Source organism: Fructilactobacillus lindneri DSM 20690 = JCM 11027, from assembly GCF_002907375.1.
Classification (GTDB): domain Bacteria; phylum Bacillota; class Bacilli; order Lactobacillales; family Lactobacillaceae; genus Fructilactobacillus; species Fructilactobacillus lindneri.
This window is the reverse complement of record NZ_MIYK01000001.1, coordinates 25,009-44,249: the sequence shown is the minus strand read 5'-3', so window position 1 is coordinate 44,249 and position 19,241 is coordinate 25,009. Positions and strand designations below refer to the sequence as shown.

Below are 19,241 nucleotides of genomic sequence, written 5' to 3'. Positions count from 1 at the left end.
CTACTTACCTTTCTCCATAAATAATATCAGTACAGAAAATACAACTTTCATTTTTCATTCGCCGTTTACCATAATATTGATTACAAATATGATATCCCTGATTATAAAGTTTTTCTAAGTTCTTTTTCGACATCGATAACTCTTGAACACCTTTATTTTTATTTTTAGAAGAGTTAAGTAACTCTCTGAGATGTTCATTTTCAATTTTCAATTCGGTGTTTTCTTCCAAAATAGTATTTACTTTCCCACGCATTTCGGAAATCTTAGTGACCATTTGTTCAAATTGAATGGTAAGATTATCCATTCCTTCATCCATTTTATTTGTATTCAATTTGGTCGTTCCTTTCATTTGTTATCTCATAAAGTTCAAACAATCCAAAGTCACAACTTCTAAAATACTTTGAAAACCAACGTTAATATTTTGTTTTCTAGCATTTATCAGGATATCTTCAATGATACTGAGTAATTGATTATCTGACAATTGATTTCCCGTTTGTTTAATCAAATCATAAATATTTCCGAAGGCCAATTCATTGGCAGGCGTGTTTTTAAACTTAACGTTAAAAACATCCCTAAATATTAAACACATCATATTAAGTGTAACTTTTTGATCTTGGCGATCACGAATTAACGGCATCATATTAGTTTGAATCAAGGGAAATGCTTGATAATCTTTATGAGCTAATTTTGTAAACCACTCTTCAACTTGTTGTTTCATTTTAGTTAGCCAGTTATCTTCGCATAAACGATTGATTTCATTGAGATCACTGGTTAATTTCAATGCAAGGTTAATCTCAGTTTTGGTTAGCTGCTGTTTTTCAAGATAATTTACTAATGCTACCCGATTAACTTTTGGAAACTCAATTAGCTGAGTTCGAGAAACAATCGTATCCAATAGTTTATGATAATCATCCGTCAACAAAAATGAATTAACATTCCCAACTGGCTCCTCAATAAATTTAAGTAAGCTATTGGAAGCACTAGTTGTCATTAAATCGGCATCATCAATAATAAAAACTTTTCGATTACCCTCAACAGCACTTTTAGAAAATTCACGCTTCAGCAATCTTATTTGTTCAACTTTAATACTTTGTCCGTCAGGTGCTAATACAAGCACATCTGGGTGTTCATTATTTGAAATTCGTAAGCATTCATTACAAATTCCGCAGGGATACCCATCATCTTGTACATTTATGCAAAAAAGACGCATTGCAATAACCTTTGTTATCGCTAGCTTGCCTAGTCCAGCTGATCCAGAAAATAAATAAGCGTGACTCAAATCACCTTTGGCAACCACGGACATTAAATGTGAAATAATTTGCTTTTGATCATTTTTAGCTTGTTTAATTAGTTGTTGTGCTTTAGTAACTGGCATCTTTTAAAAGCGATGGAAACTGTCAACTGGAAGTACCATGACAGTTGCCCCTCCCACTTGTACTTCAACTGGATATGAATTGTCACTAATACTTCCCGCTAAGCTGATTGGTGGAGTAACATATTGTTTTCGCGATTGACAAGCTGCTTTGATAATATCAAGAACTTCAGGAACTCGTTCATCGTCAACTCCAATAAAATAAGTCAAATTTTTAGATTTTAAAAATCCGCCTTTGGTTGGTAGTTGGGTGGCAATAATTTTTTGTTTATTTAATTCTGATTGTAATTTTGGGACATCTTTTTCTTGAACAATGGCAAGCACTAATTTCATTATAATCTCCTCTATTCAAAATATTGTGGGAAACGCTGCTTTATAATTTTTAATACGTTTGCAACGACCTCATTAACTGGCTTTGTTGCATCCACTTTTACAACTCGTTTGGGATTGGATTGAGCAATTTCATCATAGGCGTCATGCACTCTGATATAAAAATCATGTTGTTGGCGATCTAACCGATTAATTTCATTGGTACGATGCTGCATAATTCGCTTAAGTCCAACTTCAACTGGAACATCAAAGTAAATTGTCAAGTTTGGCATCACATGATTAGTTGCAAATTGATTCATGTCAGCAATCTGCTTTTTACCAATTTTCCGACCAGCTCCTTGATATGCAACTGAACTATCAACATAACGATCACATAAAACTAATTTATGCTGTTCAAGAGCTGGAATTATCTTTCGCACCAAATGTTCGCGACGAGCAGCTGCAAACAAAAGAGCTTCCGTACGAGCATCCATTTCATTGTTCATAATAATATTACGAATTTTTTCCGAAACTAAATTTCCGCCAGGTTCTCTAGTAGTTACTAATTGGTTGCCCAATTTAGGTTGTAAAATCTCAATAATTCGGTTTAAAACAGTTGTTTTACCAGCACCATCATTGCCTTCAAAAGTAATAAATTGTCCATCCATTAGTGATCATTCCCATCATTTTCTACATTAATTGTACTTTAAGTTAAATTCAATGTCTATTTTGACAGTGTATGCTAATTTATCTTTAAACAAAAAAGACTGATTAAAAAATCAGTCTTTTTCTTATAATTATTCAGCACTTAAACTAACGACTGGATCAACTTTTGCCGCTTTATGAGCTGGTGCTAAGGCAGCCAATAAACAGATGACAACTGAAATTACAATTCCAAAAATTGCATTTCCTGGACTAATCTGCATCAAAGAATAATGAATAGTCGAATTTGTCAAATGATTAATCCCAAACTCTGCTAAATAAGCTAAGATATCAGCTAAAATAGCTGAGAATAATCCTAAGAAAAATGCTTCAAAAATGAACAAATTTCTTACATTTCTTTTAGTAAATCCAAGTGCCCGTAATACCCCAATTTCTTTGGTTCGTTCTGAAACACTGATATACAATACCACAATAATCATAATTGCTGAAACCAATAAAGAAATGGCAGCAATTGAAGTTAAGACAGCAACTGCTAAATTAACATAAGTATTTAATGTAGAAACAATACTTCCAGCACCAGTAATTTGAAAATCAGATTTACCATCACTGCTCTTCAATGATTTAATTGCATCTTGAACTGGTTGAACATTGCTAACGCCACCAGAAATATCAACTGCTAAATAATTAGGACTAAATTTTAATCCATTATTTTGGTACATTGATTTCAAAGTATCATATGAAATTGCATCAACACCATGAGTAGAATTAGTTACCCCACTAACCTTAACCTGTTGTTGTAAAACTTTTGGTTTAGATTTATCACTAGATGCATTTACATACAAAGTAATAGTTTTACCTGTCATATCATATGGATGATGTTTATTGAACTTCATGGCTTCATCTTTATTAATCAAAATCTCACCTTTGCCAGGCGTCGTTCCAGATTTTATGTTTTTCTTTTTAATCGTACCATCATAAGTCTGTAATCCCGAAAGATCAGTGGTTTTGTTACCAGCCTTTAACTGTCCGCCACTCATAGAGTAATAACCTTTTTGAACACTTTTAACATGTTTGATTTTTTTGATTTGCTTTTCATCATGACTAGTTAAATTAACTTTGTTAGCTTGATCATCATTAGCAGCTTTAGTAGTTACTTGAATCGTATTAGGATTAATTTCAGAATAAATTTCATGATTAATATATCCTTTGGCTCCATTGCCTAGTCCTAACATAATCACAACACTAAAAATCCCAATGGCAGCTCCAAACATTATCAGTAAGTTTCGTTTTAAATTATACCTAAAGTGCTGCCATGCCATCATTGCAATTGAACCTGCACTTGCAACTTTTGATTTAAAAGGACGTTTTTCCTTTGGAATCGGATAAGGAGGTTTTAATTCTTTATCTTCATCAATTAAACTGTCTGCCAAATGAACAATTCGTGTCCCATAGTTAGCAACAATTTGAGAATGAGTTACAGCAATCACAAGTTTGCCGTCTTCGGCAATCTCATTCATCAACTTTAAAATATCATCAGTATTTTTAGCGTCTAATGCTCCCGTAGGTTCATCGGCAATAATGATGTCTGGATCAGCTGCCAAGGCTCTAGCAATCGAAACTCGCTGCTTTTGTCCACCAGATAACTGATTAGGGTATTTATTAGCATGATCTGCTAAACCAGCTTTAGTTAATAATTCATCAGCTCGTTTTTCCTGTTGTTTATGAGATAAAGTCGTCATTTCCAATGACACCATGACATTATCACGAACAGTTAAATGACTAATCAAATTAAAACTTTGAAATATAAATCCAATCGTACTACGACGATATTCATCCAGTTGTTTAGCAGTATCATGTTTTAAAGATTTTCCTTCAAGAAGAACATCACCTGAATAGTTGCTGTCTAAACCAGCAATGATATTCATTAATGTTGTTTTTCCACCACCAGACTCTCCTAAAATTGAAACAAATTCGCCGCGTTCAAAACTAAGATTGATTCCATTTAAAACATGAAAATCCTGGTTATCAACTCGGTATGATTTTTTAATGTCTTTTAATTGTAAATATGGCATTATTATCTCCTTCTAAATTACAAACTATGTTGAACTCCGTTTTTTAATATTATACATGATATAATATCAATTTAACAATAAAAAATATAAATAAAAAAACATTTTAAATTTTTATGTAAATTTAAAATGTTTTTTTATTTATATTGAAAATTAACGGTCATATACATTTGGTTGAATACGATCATTCTTAATATTACGTTTGCGTGCTTGACGATACATAAATTCAAACTTTTGTTTAGCAAGTTCAGTATGTGCAAGCAGTTGCTGATCAACATCTGCAACTGCTTGTTCAGTTTGCCTAGCTTGATCCCAATCCTGTTTTAAATAATTAATTGAATTTAATAGTTCTTCATCATAAATTTTTTCAAAATTTTTTCTTTTAAATCCAAACATGCATTACCTCACATTTCAGTTCGTCCTTCAACTGCTTTAAACAATGTCATCTCATCGGCGTATTCAATATCACTTCCGACAGATAATCCTCGAGCTAAACGGGTAACTTTAATCCCAGCAGGCTTTAAAAGACGAGATAAATACATTGCGGTTGCGTCACCTTCTGGAGTTGCATTAGTTGCAATGATTACTTCTTTAATTGCTTCATTTTTCTGCAATCGCTTGATTAAAGAACTAATGTTGATATCATCAGGTCCTTTACCTTCCATTGGAGACAAGACTCCGTGAAGGACATGATATAGTCCGTGATAATCCTTCATTTTTTCCATCGTAACAACATCTTTAGGCTGTTCAACAACCAAAAGTTTTGACTGATCACGAGTCTCATCTAGGCAAATTTCGCAAGGATCATTTTCAGTAATATTGCCACAAATAGAGCAAAACGTTAATTTTTCTTTTGTATCTTTTAAGGCATCAGAAAAATTTTTAACATCATCTTTATCCATATCGATGGTATAAAATGCTAGCCTTACAGCGGTCTTTTTTCCAATTCCAGGTAAGTGCATGTAACTATCAATTAGTTTTGCAACTGGTTCTGGATATTGCATTTAAATCCCCTCTTTACATACCTGGAATATTCATTCCTTTGGTATATTTACCCATTTTATTTTGAGTGGTTTCTTCAATTTTAGCAAGTGCATCATTAACAGCACTAATTACTAAATCTGAAAGCATATCAGGATCGTCTGGATCAATTGCTTCTGGTTTAACTTGCATATCTTTCATTTTGCGGTTGCCGCCAAAAGTGACCGTTACCATTTCTTCAGGTGAAACTCCCGTAAAGTCCTGATTTTCAATTTCTCCTTGTTCAGCAGCCATTTTCTTTTGCATTTCCTGTGCCTGCTTCATAATTTTACCCATATTCATTCCATTCATAATTCATTTCTCCTTTATTATTTAATCATCTTCAATATTAACCAAATCATCGCCAAACAATTCTTTAGCTTTTAAAACCGAACTACTTTGCTCTTCAACATCTGCATTCTTAACCGACTGTTTATTTTTTTTAATGGGATTTTTTTCTAGATACTCTTTACGAATCGCAGGCCATTCGTCATTTGGAACAAATAACAAATCTGCCACTCTTCCAAATATTTGGTCCATACCATTTTGTAAAGCATCCATTAAATCTTGATCATTACCAGCTTTTTGATATAAAAAGCCGTAATCAAAAGCAACCACTACCCCATCATGGCTTGCAGCTACTGGTTTTGAAACATGCATAATCGCCCGCTGTGTAACGGTCAATGACTGCATCAACTCATCCCAATGCTGCTGGTATTCACTAAGATCTTTTCTAGTAGCAGAACCTAAGACTGCAAAAATCTTGGTTAAGTTAATTTTAGGCTTTGGTTCTGAATCATGAGATTCACGACTTCTAGATTTATTTTCTGAGGTTTTATCAGTTGTTTGAACGTTCTCTACTTTGTGCTGTTGAAAGTTGTTTAGTTGATCAGTCAAACTAGCAATTTGCTCTTTTAATGATACCAATTCTTTATTCGTTTCGCCATTATCTACTTCTTTAACAGTTTCTTTTTGATTTGCTAAGCGAACTGTTAAAATATCGAGATAAACATCTGGATGATAAGTATAACGAATCTGTTGTTGGACATTATTCATAGTTTCAACATACTGATAAATTAATTTACTATCAATCATTTGCGCGATATCTGCAAATTTATCGCCCAACAAACCTAGTTCGCTATCACTAATAATTTGGGAATCTTGTTGATACAACAACAAATGTTGACAATAATCAATTAAATCTTCAATGAATTGACTAGCATCTTTTCCATTGTCTAAAATTGTTTCAACAACTTGTAGCCCTTCGCTAACATTTCCTTTAATGACATATTGAACATAATTTTGCAAATCATCACGTGCGACACTGCCAGTGACTTGAAGTGCACTTTCATAAGTAACGTGATCGTTACTATACGAAAGGGCCTGATCCAAAATGCTCAATGCATCTCGCATCCCACCTTCAGCACTCTTAGCAATCACTTTTAAAGCTCTTTCATCATATTTAATATTTTTAGAAGTTAGAATTTTTTCCATCTGCTCTAAAATGTCATTGGCCTTGATTCGTTTAAAATCAAACCGTTGTACCCGCGAAATAATAGTAGCAGGAATTTTATGTGGTTCCGTTGTGGCCAAAATAAAAATCACATGTGCAGGCGGTTCTTCCAAAGTTTTTAATAATGCATTAAAGGCTCCCGTTGATAACATATGAACTTCATCAATAATATAAACTTTATAATCAGCTTCAGTGGGTGCATATTTAGCTTTATCACGAATATTACGAATTTCTTCAACACCGTTATTAGAAGCGGCATCAATTTCAATCACATCATTTAATGAGCCATTATTAATGGCAATACAAGTTTCGCATTCATTACAAGGTTCGCCATCCTTTAGATTCTTACAGTTAACTGCCTTAGCTAAAATCTTAGCAGTCGAAGTTTTACCAGTTCCCCGCGGACCACTAAAAAGGTAAGCGTGACTAGTTTGATCTGTTATTAATGCATTTTTTAAAGTTTGCGTAATAACCTTTTGACCTACAATTTCATCAAACCGTTGTGGTCGCCAAACTCGATACAAAGCCTGATAGCCCATGAAGAACTTCCTTTCTGTTTAAATCTAATTTACTTAACTATTATAGCTTGAATAATGGGCAAATGCCACGCAAAATAATTGCAAAAAAAATCTCCCAGTCAATTGACTGGGAGTTTATTAGCTAAATCAAGAAGCACAAAGCAGGAAATACTTAGTGCTGCTTCCTTCCGGATCTGACACGGTTCGTAAGTCTGCCTTTGCTTCAGGGCCTTACGGCAATTACTATATTAGCTCATAAATCTATAATTGTCTAGTTATTTACTTGATTTTCTTTTTGCTTTAAAAAAGGATTGCATAATTTTAGCAGCTTGAGTTGCTGCAACTCCTTTTAAAACTTCAGTCTGATGATTTTGACGTGGATCAGTTAACAATTTATATAAACTATTAACTGCACCACCTTTTTTATTGTTTGTTCCATAAACAACCCGTTTAATTCTAGAATTCAAAATCGCACCTGAACACATCAAGCACGGCTCAACTGTTACATACAAAGTACAATCATTTAGTCTCCAACTATGAAGAGCGACACAAGCAGCTTCAATAGCAATAATTTCAGCGTGTTGAGTTGCAATCTCAGTATGTTCTCGTAAATTATGGCCTGTGGATATCACTTTCCCATCTTTCACAACTACTGCTCCAATTGGAACTTCTCCAACTGATGCAGCAAATCGAGCCTCTCGTAATGCAAGATTCATATAATACTCATCTTTTTTCATATTAATCTACCCGTTTACTAACCAGAATGTAATAGCCCTTGTCACGTTTAACGATTTTTACGTTTCCAAAAATTTGCTTCATTAGTTTCTTAGCTGATGGAGCTCCTTGTTTCTTTTGTAAAACAACTGTCAATGTCCCATTCTTTTCTAAATGATCAATTGAACCGGTAATCATTTGATCTACAATCTCTTTTCCAGCTCGGACTGGTGGATTGGTTACAATAGCGGCAAACTGGCCAGTCACATTTTCATAAACGTCAGATGAAAAAACGTTAACATTATGAATATCATTATTTTCAGCATTCCTTTTGGCTAAATCCATTGCTAAATTATTAACATCTACTAAATCAAACTGGCGTTGCGGATATTTTTTTGCCAAAAACAATCCAATTGGACCATAACCACAACCTAAATCTAAAACTTTCCCAGCGGGAATTTTATCCAAATCCACATTATTAATTAAAACGCGTGATCCATAATCCACTGTTTTTTTAGAAAACACTCCGTTGTCAGAAACAAAACGTAATGTTTGATTCAGCAATGAATAATTCCATTTTTTTCTTCGTGTTTAACGTCGGGATTCGGTGTATAATAATAATTACTCAAAAAAATCACATCCTAAATTTATTTTTTTATGTTTCACACACCATATATAGTGTGTTTCCCAAAAAGGGAACGCTATATGTGGTGTTTTCTTATTGAAAGATTGTCAAAACGTAGTAGAATTTAGTCATGAACTAATAAGGAGCTGACGAATATGAATCATGTAACTGTATTTACTAAAGATAACTGTATGCAATGTAAAATGACAAAACGTTTCTTAACGGAACATAATGTTAGTTTTACTGAACAAAATACTACTGAAAAACCAGAATTAGTCTCATACCTTAAGGATCAGGGATTTCAAGCTGTCCCAGTTGTTGAAAGCGACTTTTCTGAATCATTTAGTGGTTTTCAACCAGGTCAACTTAATCAATTAATTGCTAAAATTAGCTAATTAACTGATTTTAAACCTATTACTTTCATTATACACATTAAGGGGAGTCACAGTATATGTCGTTAAAGGATCAAAAAGACATAAATTATTTTAGATTAAATAACGAAATTAATATTCCAAGCAAAGATGGAAAAATTAGACTTGAAAAGGATCAGGAAGCGTTAGAAGCGTTTTTGAAAGAAAATGTTATTCCAAATACCATTAAGTTTGATTCATTGAAAGATCGTTTCGATTATTTAACCAAAAACAAATATGTCGAAACAGAATTTCTCAACAAGTACCCTTTCTCATTCGTAGAAAAAATATATCAATACTTGCAAGAACAAGATTTTCACTTTAAGTCATTTATGGCAGCTTATAAATTCTACGCTCAATACGCTATGAAAACGAATGATGGAAACCAATATCTTGAAAATTATATTGATCGTGTTGCCATGAATGCTCTTTATTTAGCCGATGGAAATCAAGAATTAGCAATGGAATTAGCCGATGAGCTAATTCATCAGCGTTTTCAACCTGCTACTCCAACCTTTTTAAATGCTGGAAAAAAGCGACGTGGCGAACTAATTTCTTGTTTCTTAATTCAAACTACAGATGATATGGATAGCATTGGAAGAACTATTAATTCAGCACTACAGCTTTCTAAAATTGGTGGCGGAGTTGGAATTAATCTTTCCAATTTAAGAGCTGCTGGAGATCCAATCAAACATATTCAAGGCGCAGCCAGCGGTGTCATGCCAGTTATGAAGTTACTAGAAGACAGTTTTAGTTATTCAAATCAACTTGGGCAACGTCAGGGTGCGGGAGTGGTATATTTAAGTGTTTTTCATCCAGATATTGTTGATTTCATGTCTGTTAAACAGGAAAATGCCGACGAAAAAATTCGAGTTAATACTCTTTCTCTTGGTATCACGGTTCCAGATAAATTCTACGAATTAGCTAAAAATGATCAACAAATGGCCCTTTTTAGTCCCTATGATGTTGAAAAAGAATATGGCGTACCATTTTCATACGTAGATATTACCAAAGAGTATGACAACATGGTTAAAAATCCTAATATTCGCAAAAAATATATGAAAGCTCGTGATTTAGAAACTGAAATTGGTAAATTACAGCAAGAATCCGGCTATCCTTACATTATGAATATTGATACTGCTAATCGAGAAAATCCCGTTGATGGAAAAATTGTCATGAGTAACCTTTGTTCTGAAATTATGCAGGTCCAGACTCCATCGATTATTAATGATTTACAACAATACGATCAATTAGGAACTGATATTTCTTGTAACCTGGGTTCAACAAATGTTGTTAACTTGATGAAATCGCCTGATTTTGGAAAATCAGTAGATGCTATGGTTCGAGCACTGACTTTTGTAACTGATTCTAGCAAAATTAATGTAGTCCCCTCAATTCGCCGTGGTAACGACTTAAGTCATTCTATCGGCGTCGGTGCTATGGGACTTCATTCTTATTTTGCTTTAAATCATATGTATTATGGATCACCAGAATCAGTTGAATTTACAGGTGTATACTTTATGTTACTTAATTATTGGACGCTTGTAGCTTCTAATAAAATTGCTAAAGAACGTGGTGAATCATTTCACAACTTTGCTAAAAGCAAGTATGCCGATGGCAGTTACTTTGATAAATATACTAGTAAAGATTGGGGTCCCCAATCTGATAAAATTAAAGAACAGTTTAAAGACGTTTTTATTCCAACTACTGCTGATTGGAAAAAACTTAAACAATCGGTTCAGGAATATGGTCTCTATCACCAAAACCGCATGGCTGTTGCACCAAATGGATCAACAGCGTACATTGGTGATGCCACCGCTAGTTTGACTCCAATCGTTAGTCGAATTGAAGAACGACAAGAAGCTAAAATTGGTACAATCTTTTATCCTGCCCCTTACCTTTCCAATGACACTTTAAAATATTATCAATCAGCTTATGACATTGACATGCGTAAAGAAATTGATATTTTCGCTGAAGCTCAAAAACATGTGGATCAAAGTTTAAGTATGACCATGTTTATGCGTTCTACTATTCCAGAAGGAATGTACGAATGGAAAGATGGTCGCTCGGAAAAAATGTCAACTAGAGATTTAACTATTCTTAGAAATTATGCTCACTATAAAGGAATTAAATCAATTTACTACGTTAGAACATTTACTGATAATAACGATACCATTGGTGCTAATCAATGTGAGAGCTGTGTCATTTAGGAGGCCTTGATTCAATGAATATGAACGAAGTATTAACAGGTAAATTAAAAGGTAACTATAAAGCAATTAATTGGAATCAAGTCGATGATGAAATTGATAAAGCTACATGGCATAAGTTAACCGAACAATTTTGGCTTGATACCCGAGTACCCGTTTCAAATGATTTAAAGGACTGGCGTGAACTTGATGATGATCATCAATGGTTAGTAGGTCACGTTTTTGGTGGATTAACATTACTAGATACGCTCCAATCACAAGATGGAATGGCTGCATTACGAAACGATACCACTACTCAACATGAAATTGCTGTTTTAAATAACATTCAATTTATGGAATCTGTTCATGCTAAAAGTTATTCAACTATTTTTTCTACTTTAAACACTCCTACTGAAATCAATGAAATTTTTGATTGGAGTGATACCGAAGAATATCTTCAAAATAAAACTAAAAAGATTTACACCCTATATCACGATGATGGCAACCCACTCAAGAAAAAGATTTCCAGTGTCTTTTTAGAAACCTTTCTCTTTTATTCCGGTTTTTTCACTCCCCTTTGGTATTTAGGACACAACAAACTAACCAATGTGGCTGAGATTATCAAATTAATTATTCGTGATGAATCAGTTCATGGAACTTATATTGGTTACAAGTTCCAAGTTGCCTTTAATCAATTGGGAGAAAATGAACAAAAAGAACTAAAAGATTGGATGTACAACTTTTTATATGATTTATATGAAAATGAAGAAAAATATACTCATTTATTATATGATGGCGTTGGCTGGACTGATAAAGTTTTAACTTTCATTCGTTATAATGCAAATAAAGCACTCATGAACTTAGGTCAGGAACCAATGTTTCCTGACACTGCCGAAGATGTTAATCCTGTTGTAATGAATGGAATTTCAACTTCTACAGTTAACCACGATTTCTTCTCTGAAGTTGGTAATGGCTACCGATTAGGAAATGTTGAAACCATGAACGACGATGATTACAAGATTGGCTCTTGGGAAGACAAACACAAAAACAAATAAATATTAAAAGACGTAAACGCGTGTTAAGCAACGTGTTTACGCCTTTTTTATTTACTATACTTTTTAAAATTAGATTTAATAAAATCAGCTGAATCTTGTAATTTAGCTTTTTCTTCATTCGTCAAATTCAAGTCTACTTTTTCAACAACTCCCTCACGACCAACTACTACTGGATAAGAGAGATAAACACCATAATCTTCACGATAATTAGAAACTGGCAACTCAGTGCGAGCATCGCTTAACACAATATTCGCAAGTCGCACAGCCGCTGTAGCAACCCCATAATTAGTGTATCCCTTGCCTTTAAATACAACAAACCCACCATTTCTGGCATCCTGATCAATTTCTTGTAAATCAAGCTTACGAATTTGCGCCAATTCTTCTAAAGGTTGATCAAGCGCTCGAACTGTTGACCAAGCAGTGAATTGAGAATTACCATGTTCACCTAAATTATAACCACTCACAGACCGTGCATCGATATTTAATTTCTTAGCAACCGCTCGTTTCATTCGTGCAGAATCTAATAAAGTTCCAGTTCCAATCACATGTGCTTTGGGCAATCCAGTAATTTCTTGATAAAGTTGGGTAATGACATCTACTGGATTGGTGATGGCAATAATAATTCCATTAAATCCAGCATCTCTGATTTTAGCAGCAACTTCCTTTACATTTTTGCTTGTAAACGGTAGTTCTGCAAAACGATCATTATCAGCATTATCATTTAATCTAACATTGCCGAGGGCAGAAATAATCACATCTGCATCCTCTAAAGCTGCATAGTCATTCACAATAATATTAGTATGAAATGGTAAATTAGGCATTGCCTTTTCAAAATCCAAAGCATCAGCATTTACTTTTGCTTCATTTTTATCAATCAAAACTAAATCATCTGCAAATCCATTAGCAACAATATAGTGAGCCACAGTTGAGCCAACATGACCGTCGCCAATAATGCCAATTTTACGTGTCATTTTTCTACCTCCTATTTTTAATTAAATGTATTGTAACAATCATTTTAATAAATTAACATTAATTTTTTAAGATTTTTGCGATTTGTGCAATATCTTCAGGAGTTGTTCGACAACATCCCCCAATAATGTTAGCTCCTTGAGATAACCAATTAGGTACTTCTTGTTGAAAAGTATCCACATGCGGAACTGTGGTCCAAGTCTTAGTTTTAGGATGATAAATATCGCCGGGATTAGGATAAACTACGATTGGTAAATTAGAAATATCACGTATTAAGTTTACAATTGGGGTAATATTTTCAATTTTTGTACAATTAACACCAATTCCATCTATATTATCCTGCTGACTTAACCATTTAATTACAACTTTTAAATCGGTTCCATCACCTAATTTTGTTACATCTTTGACACTTAAACTTATCCAATAAGGAAGCTTATTTGGTAAATCATTAATAATTTTTACTAAAGCTTTGACTTCCTGAAAATTTGGAATAGTATCAATCGATAATAAATCGGATCCTGCATCAATTAATGCTTTGATTTTTTCTTGATGAAAATTCTGATAGTCATGAAAAGACAACTCATAATTCCCAGTATATTCTGCTCCGTTAGCTAGATAAGCACCATAAGGGCCAATACATCCCGCAATTAAGCCGTTAGAATCATAGTCATCACGAGCCTGTTTAGCAATTTTAACTCCTGATTTTATTAACTCAATTGCCTCATCATGCTTAATTCCATTTTTAGCAAATGCTGCTACATTAGCTTGATAGGTATCCGTAATTGCAATGTCAGCTCCTGCTTTAAAATAACTGGCATGAACTTGATAAATTGCTTCAGGATTATCAATTAAAGCATTCGCTGACCATAATTCATCATTCGTTTTTACCCCTAATTTTTCTAGTTCCGTTCCCATTGCCCCATCTAAAACTAAACGTTGTTTCAATCTTTGCTTAACGGCTTCCTTTGTCATGTGCGACCCCTTTTCTTCTTTGATGTCTAAGTTTAATTTCATAAAATAAGTAACAAATTAAAACAAATGGAATTGTGTAATACAATGCAATTCTTTGATTTGGATCAAACCAAATTAAAACGCAAGATAAAAAACATAAAATAAAAGCCAAAATCGGAGTCCAAGGATAAAATGGGGTGCGATATACAAGATCACTTAATCTTTTGCCACTTGCTAAATATTTTTTTCTAAATTGTAATTCTGACAGTGCAATTGCCATCCATACAAATACAACTGCTAACCCCGAAATTGAAACTAATACTAAATAGACTGATCCTGCAGCATAAACTGCTGAAAATAAAGCGAAAATACCGCCAATCATACTAGCAGTTAAGGCATAGATAGGAATTTGCTGTCGATTAGTTTTTTGAAATACTCTGGAAATTAATCCTTCATTTGCTAGAGACCATAACATTCTAGTTGAAGCATATAAACCCGAATTAGCGGCTGAAATAATTGCTGTTAAAACGACTAAATTCATAATGTCAGCAGCAAACGGAATTCCCATTTCAGAAAAAATAAGCACAAAAGGACTCTGAGTAACACCTGCTTGTTGATATGGAATCAAAGCACTCATTACAACCATACTGCCAATAAAAAAGAGAATTAAGCGCCACAAAGTTGTTTTAATAGCCTTAGGAATAGTAGTAGCTGGATCTTTAGTTTCACCAGCTGTAATTCCAATCAACTCAGTTCCTGAAAAAGCAAAATTAACGGTTAACATCGTTGTAAACACACCACTAAAACCATTAGGAAACCAGCCATGAGCATAAAAATTTTTAAATCCAATAATTTGATGAGTTCCATGAAAACTAAATATACCAAAGATTGCGGCTGAGCCTAATAATATAAAAGCAACAATTGCAGCCACTTTAACACTTGAAAACCAAAACTCAGTTTCAGCGAACCACTTTACTGAAAATGCATTAATAACAAAAATCAAAATAATCAATCCTAAACTCCAAATCCAAGTTGAAATAGTAGGAAACCAATGCTGCATAATCAAACCAGCCGCTGTAAATTCTGAACCTAGTGCAATTGTCCAAGTTAACCAGTACAAAATTGCCACTACAAAGCCAGCGCTTTTTCCCAAATATTTTTGTGCATATACGTGAAATGAACCAGTTTCAGGCATTGCTACCGATATTTCTCCTAAACAAAGCATTACTAAATATACAATGATTGCTCCAATTAAATAAGCGATAATAGTTCCGATTGGCCCCGCTTCATGAATAGTATATCCAGAACTTAAAAACAAACCAGTTCCGATTACTCCTCCCAAAGAAATCATCAAAACTTGCCTAGATGTCATTTCTCGAGCTAAATGTTTCTTATGTGATTGTGCTGCCATGTTGCTCCCCCCTTAATTAAAAACAAATAAAAAACACCCGTCCTCATAAAAGGACGAGTGTAATCGTGATACCACCTTAATTTATATGCTTTTCGCAAAACATGCCTTAATAAGTTTCACTGAAATATGTTTCAGTATAACCTTGTGATGATATCGGTAACAAACCCGTTATTGGCTAATTATTCACCAACAAAGTAATTTAAAGTCCATTTTCTAAACTTCAATTTCATTCTTTTCCACCAACCAAGAACTCTCTGAGAAATTTTAGTTTATACTCAACTTTTACTTTTTTTATTTGATTTTGTTATTAAGATTTTAGCTAACAAAAACCGAACTGTCAACCATAAAAATAAAAAAGTTTCGGAAATATTCCGAAACTTTTTGTTATAATTTGTTTGGTCGTTCGTTAACAACTTCTAACAATTGTAACATTGTAAATACCAACGAATTATTTTTACGATAGACAAAATATTTTGATTCCCATTTATCAACATATTTTTGTTTATAAGAACGCAATCCTTGGAAACTATAGAATGCATCACCATATTCGTAAATCAAATGAGCAATTTTATCATTAATAAAACTAAATCTTGAATTACCAACATTAGCAAGTGGTGCCATCCCCAAGTTAAACCATTGATAACCTTCATCCATGGAATATTTAAATAAATCAATGAAAATCGCATCCATAATCCCAGAAGGTGCGTCATCTCCTGATCTCATTAAATCAATTGATGTCATTACATGATCTCCAGTAGGCATAATATTAGCAAACGCAACAATATGATCATCTTTATCACTAATTACAGCTATTGGCGCTTGATTTAAATAATATGGATCAAAGAAACCAAGTGAGAAACCTTTTTCATCACGACCTTTTAGCCATTCATCAGAAATTTTCTTTAGCTTATCCATCAATTCAGGACTAAACGGCGGCTGTAAAATTTCAAAATGAAACCCTTCTCGATCAAATTTATGCATTAAGGCTCGTTCGCCACGATGTCTCTTACCAGACAAAGTGAAGTTTTTTAAATCAACTTGGCCTTCTTCACCTGCTTTAATAAAGTCAAATCCTTTATCATGTAGCAACAGTGTCAATGATTCGCCAACTTCATAAAATACTAAAGTCAAATCAATATTATCAGCATCAATCATAAACTTATCAATCGCTGCATTTAATTTATCTTTATTACCAAACGGCTCGCCCATCACAATCAATTTATTAGCTTTTTGTTTATACATAAACACAACTTGATCTTTTCCATCCTCAGTATAAAAATATACTTTTTTATCACGTAAAAAGACCAAATGACTAACTTCATTACCACCATATTCTTCAATTACTTTTCGAACTCGTTCTTGATCAAATGGTTGATAAAGCCAAGGTGTATTGGAATAAGTTAAAAATCGATATAAACCATATAAAATACAAATTGCAATAATAAAACCAATTAGTCCAACAATCCAAACTTGTTGTGATGGTAAAAGATGGGCATTACTAACTTTGATTGGAGAATGACTATTACCCATGTATACTCCAACCAAACAATACACAGCAAAAGCAGCTAAAAAGATGGCTGCATCAGTTATTAATGCTCCCCATGAATAAGTTAATCGTTTTCGATACATTCCTTTTCTTGCAAACCATAAACAAATTAAAATAAAGCACAAAAAGATTGCTAAATGAAGCGGAAAGTCCTCTTTCCATAAGGTATTTCCAATTGCAAAAATCAACAATGCAACCGTAGGCCAAAAGGCTTTTCTAACTCGTGAACCAACTCCTCGAGCTAATCCGATTAATAAACATCCGATAATTACATTTGAAAGCTGTCCTAAAAAGTACAGTGTAAATGGTGCTAATGATAGATACAATGGATTAACTAAAACTACATTCGGTACTGTGGCTAATAAGATCATCATAATCCCAGAAAAATACATAAATACCGTAATAATTATTTGAGCCGACCGCTGAATAATATTATCAGGAATTTCATCTAAAAATTTATTAAATCGTTGCCAAAGCTCATGAGCAAACAAGACAATTCCAATTGCAAAAGGAATAAAGTAATAGAAGACTCGGTAAAGCAAGACCCAAACTGTAGCAACAGTTGGTGAAACACCAAGTGCTCCTAATCCTAAAATCATGGTTGCATCAAACGTTCCTAAACCACCTGGTAACATTGAAATTACACCAATGACATTAGCAGCAACAAAAAGCGGAAAGACACTAATCAGATTAATGTGGAGATTCATAAAACTACCAATGATTAAAAATAAAGCTCCACATGAACCCCATTCTAAGCAGGAACCCACAATTAGTTGTACTTCACGACTAATAGTTAAATCAGCAAAAAATTCTGAATTGTTTAACCTTGTGACTAAGAAAATAATTGGAAAATAAATTCCGCCGCCCAGTAATAGAATCCAGTAGCCAGCGAACTGATGCCCAATGCCAAAACCAAAAATTAATACTAATGAAACTAAACAATATGTCGATAGACCTGCTAGTAAAAATAAAGCAATTTTAGAAATACCATACAATATTTGTTTTTTTGTAGCATCTTTACTATAAAAACTAGCTCGTAAACTAGCTCCTAAAAATCCACCAAATCCAGCAATATTCGTAAAAGTGTTCGTAATCCACCCACTTTTAATTACATACAGAGGCTTAAACTTACCCGGCAGAAATTCTGTAAAGGTAAAATCATAAATCAGCATTGGAGTGACGGCTAATAATCCCAATACTGTCATAATTAGTAAATGCAATGGCGACTGTGAAGCCAAGCTTTGCTTCATTTGTTGACCATTAATTTGTTTTAAAATGTCATGAGCTTCAAAAATAACAAATCCAATTACTACAATTAGAAATACAATTTTTATAATATTAAGATATTTATTGAATAAATCAACTATTTTTTTTGCAAATTTTTTCAAAGGTTTCCTCCAAAGTTTATGGTCGCCTTAATTATCTCAATTTAATTTAAAAGTAACAACCATGATAGTAAAAAAGGATGTGTGAAATACACACATCCTTCTCTATTTTATCTAAAGTTAAATTATTTAAGGGTAACTGTTGCGCCTTGAGCTTCAAGTTTTTCCTTGATGTCATTAGCGTCATCTTCAGAAAGACCTTCTTTAACAACTGATGGTGCACCATCAACCATTTCTTTACATTCTTTCAAACCAAGACCAGTAATTTCCTTAAGAGCCTTGATTACTTTAATCTTACCAGAACCACCTGAAGTTAATTCAACATCAAATGAACTCTTAGCAGCGCCACCATCGCCGCCTGCAGCACCTGCAGCAACAACTGGAGCAGCAGCTGAAACGTCAAATTCGTCTTCAATTGCCTTTACCAAATCATTTAAATCAGTAATTGAAGCATCTTTTAATTGTGCAATAATACTATCTTTATCAAAAGCCATTTTATTTTCCTCCTATTTAGGACATTAAATT

18 protein-coding genes, 1 other RNA gene and 1 pseudogene are annotated in these 19,241 nt (G+C 33.6%); 3 read left to right on the top strand and 17 right to left on the bottom strand.

Going from position 1 to position 19,241, the window contains the following annotated elements; translation table 11 throughout:
* Positions 1–4: 4 nt before the first annotated feature.
* The 12 genes and pseudogenes from BHU33_RS00260 to BHU33_RS00205 all read right to left on the bottom strand — a co-directional run bounded on the left by BHU33_RS00260 (position 5) and on the right by BHU33_RS00205 (position 8,807).
* On the bottom strand, positions 5–331 hold the full coding sequence (locus tag BHU33_RS00260) for a DNA replication initiation control protein YabA (protein WP_065866296.1): 327 nt from the start codon (positions 329–331) through the stop codon (positions 5–7).
* Positions 332–352: 21 nt separating this feature from the next.
* A complete protein-coding gene (gene holB / locus BHU33_RS00255) occupies positions 353–1,375 on the bottom strand; it encodes a DNA polymerase III subunit delta' (protein ID WP_054646401.1) in 1,023 nt (340 codons plus the stop codon).
* 3 nt (positions 1,376–1,378) lie between these two features.
* A complete protein-coding gene (locus tag BHU33_RS00250; RefSeq protein ID WP_054646400.1) occupies positions 1,379–1,705 on the bottom strand; it encodes a cyclic-di-AMP receptor in 327 nt (108 codons plus the stop codon).
* Between the two features lie 11 nt (positions 1,706–1,716).
* Positions 1,717–2,349, bottom strand: coding sequence for a dTMP kinase (gene tmk / locus BHU33_RS00245; protein ID WP_054646399.1), 633 nt, complete (start codon positions 2,347–2,349; stop codon positions 1,717–1,719).
* A 129-nt stretch (positions 2,350–2,478) separates the two neighbouring features.
* Entirely contained in the window at positions 2,479–4,416 is a 1,938-nt protein-coding gene (locus BHU33_RS00240) for an ABC transporter ATP-binding protein/permease (protein ID WP_054646398.1), read from the bottom strand.
* A gap of 150 nt (positions 4,417–4,566) precedes the next feature.
* Entirely contained in the window at positions 4,567–4,809 is a 243-nt protein-coding gene (locus BHU33_RS00235) for a YaaL family protein (RefSeq protein ID WP_054646397.1), read from the bottom strand.
* 8 nt (positions 4,810–4,817) lie between these two features.
* A complete protein-coding gene (gene recR, locus BHU33_RS00230) occupies positions 4,818–5,417 on the bottom strand; it encodes a recombination mediator RecR (protein ID WP_054646396.1) in 600 nt (199 codons plus the stop codon).
* Between the two features lie 13 nt (positions 5,418–5,430).
* Positions 5,431–5,748 (bottom strand): YbaB/EbfC family nucleoid-associated protein, encoded by a 318-nt coding sequence (locus BHU33_RS00225; RefSeq protein ID WP_054646395.1) that lies wholly within the window; start codon positions 5,746–5,748, stop codon positions 5,431–5,433.
* 18 nt (positions 5,749–5,766) lie between these two features.
* Entirely contained in the window at positions 5,767–7,485 is a 1,719-nt protein-coding gene (dnaX, locus tag BHU33_RS00220) for a DNA polymerase III subunit gamma/tau (protein WP_056997667.1), read from the bottom strand.
* Between the two features lie 117 nt (positions 7,486–7,602).
* Positions 7,603–7,699: signal recognition particle sRNA small type (ffs, locus tag BHU33_RS00215), an RNA gene on the bottom strand.
* Between the two features lie 40 nt (positions 7,700–7,739).
* The gene (tadA, locus tag BHU33_RS00210; RefSeq protein ID WP_054646394.1) at positions 7,740–8,201 is read right to left on the bottom strand and encodes a tRNA adenosine(34) deaminase TadA; all 462 of its coding nucleotides are present in this window, start codon (positions 8,199–8,201) and stop codon (positions 7,740–7,742) included.
* 1 nt (position 8,202) lies between these two features.
* A pseudogene (locus tag BHU33_RS00205) lies at positions 8,203–8,807 on the bottom strand (class I SAM-dependent methyltransferase).
* A gap of 151 nt (positions 8,808–8,958) precedes the next feature.
* On the opposite strand from BHU33_RS00205, the gene nrdH reads away from it, so the two are divergent.
* From nrdH to nrdF, 3 genes are read left to right on the top strand one after another with little or no spacing between them, the layout of a single operon-like run.
* A complete protein-coding gene (gene nrdH, locus BHU33_RS00200; RefSeq protein ID WP_054646393.1) occupies positions 8,959–9,198 on the top strand; it encodes a glutaredoxin-like protein NrdH in 240 nt (79 codons plus the stop codon).
* 56 nt (positions 9,199–9,254) lie between these two features.
* Complete coding sequence (nrdE, locus tag BHU33_RS00195) at positions 9,255–11,423, top strand: class 1b ribonucleoside-diphosphate reductase subunit alpha (protein ID WP_054646392.1); 2,169 nt, start codon at positions 9,255–9,257, stop codon at positions 11,421–11,423.
* A gap of 14 nt (positions 11,424–11,437) precedes the next feature.
* Entirely contained in the window at positions 11,438–12,454 is a 1,017-nt protein-coding gene (nrdF, locus tag BHU33_RS00190; protein WP_078775139.1) for a class 1b ribonucleoside-diphosphate reductase subunit beta, read from the top strand.
* A gap of 47 nt (positions 12,455–12,501) precedes the next feature.
* On the opposite strand, the gene BHU33_RS00185 is transcribed toward nrdF, so the two are convergent.
* The 5 genes from BHU33_RS00185 to rplL all read right to left on the bottom strand — a co-directional run bounded on the left by BHU33_RS00185 (position 12,502) and on the right by rplL (position 19,210).
* Positions 12,502–13,425, bottom strand: coding sequence for an L-lactate dehydrogenase (locus BHU33_RS00185; protein ID WP_054646391.1), 924 nt, complete (start codon positions 13,423–13,425; stop codon positions 12,502–12,504).
* A 58-nt stretch (positions 13,426–13,483) separates the two neighbouring features.
* Positions 13,484–14,395, bottom strand: coding sequence for a homocysteine S-methyltransferase (gene mmuM, locus BHU33_RS00180; protein ID WP_054646390.1), 912 nt, complete (start codon positions 14,393–14,395; stop codon positions 13,484–13,486).
* Positions 14,376–15,785 carry an amino acid permease gene (locus BHU33_RS00175; RefSeq protein WP_054646389.1) on the bottom strand — a complete coding sequence of 470 codons (1,410 nt, stop codon included), beginning with the start codon at positions 15,783–15,785 and terminating at the stop codon, positions 14,376–14,378. Before BHU33_RS00175 ends, mmuM begins: the two co-directional genes overlap by 20 nt.
* Positions 15,786–16,169: 384 nt before the next feature.
* Positions 16,170–18,719, bottom strand: a complete 2,550-nt coding sequence (mprF, locus tag BHU33_RS00170) for a bifunctional lysylphosphatidylglycerol flippase/synthetase MprF (protein ID WP_056997668.1) — start codon at positions 18,717–18,719, stop codon at positions 16,170–16,172.
* Positions 18,720–18,841: 122 nt separating this feature from the next.
* Positions 18,842–19,210 (bottom strand): 50S ribosomal protein L7/L12, encoded by a 369-nt coding sequence (gene rplL / locus BHU33_RS00165; RefSeq protein ID WP_054646388.1) that lies wholly within the window; start codon positions 19,208–19,210, stop codon positions 18,842–18,844.
* Between the last annotated feature and the right edge of the window lie 31 nt (positions 19,211–19,241).

Coding starts and splice junctions, on each gene's coding strand:
- nrdE (WP_054646392.1), top strand. CDS start 9,255: ATGTCGTTAAAGGATCAAAAAGACATAAATTATTTTAGATTAAATAAC.
- holB (WP_054646401.1), bottom strand. CDS start 1,375: ATGCCAGTTACTAAAGCACAACAACTAATTAAACAAGCTAAAAATGAT.
- BHU33_RS00185 (WP_054646391.1), bottom strand. CDS start 13,425: ATGACACGTAAAATTGGCATTATTGGCGACGGTCATGTTGGCTCAACT.
- recR (WP_054646396.1), bottom strand. CDS start 5,417: ATGCAATATCCAGAACCAGTTGCAAAACTAATTGATAGTTACATGCAC.
- tmk (WP_054646399.1), bottom strand. CDS start 2,349: ATGGATGGACAATTTATTACTTTTGAAGGCAATGATGGTGCTGGTAAA.
- rplL (WP_054646388.1), bottom strand. CDS start 19,210: ATGGCTTTTGATAAAGATAGTATTATTGCACAATTAAAAGATGCTTCA.
- BHU33_RS00250 (WP_054646400.1), bottom strand. CDS start 1,705: ATGAAATTAGTGCTTGCCATTGTTCAAGAAAAAGATGTCCCAAAATTA.
- BHU33_RS00235 (WP_054646397.1), bottom strand. CDS start 4,809: ATGTTTGGATTTAAAAGAAAAAATTTTGAAAAAATTTATGATGAAGAA.
- dnaX (WP_056997667.1), bottom strand. CDS start 7,485: ATGGGCTATCAGGCTTTGTATCGAGTTTGGCGACCACAACGGTTTGAT.
- BHU33_RS00175 (WP_054646389.1), bottom strand. CDS start 15,785: ATGGCAGCACAATCACATAAGAAACATTTAGCTCGAGAAATGACATCT.
- tadA (WP_054646394.1), bottom strand. CDS start 8,201: ATGAAAAAAGATGAGTATTATATGAATCTTGCATTACGAGAGGCTCGA.
- BHU33_RS00240 (WP_054646398.1), bottom strand. CDS start 4,416: ATGCCATATTTACAATTAAAAGACATTAAAAAATCATACCGAGTTGAT.
- mmuM (WP_054646390.1), bottom strand. CDS start 14,395: ATGACAAAGGAAGCCGTTAAGCAAAGATTGAAACAACGTTTAGTTTTA.
- nrdF (WP_078775139.1), top strand. CDS start 11,438: ATGAATATGAACGAAGTATTAACAGGTAAATTAAAAGGTAACTATAAA.
- nrdH (WP_054646393.1), top strand. CDS start 8,959: ATGAATCATGTAACTGTATTTACTAAAGATAACTGTATGCAATGTAAA.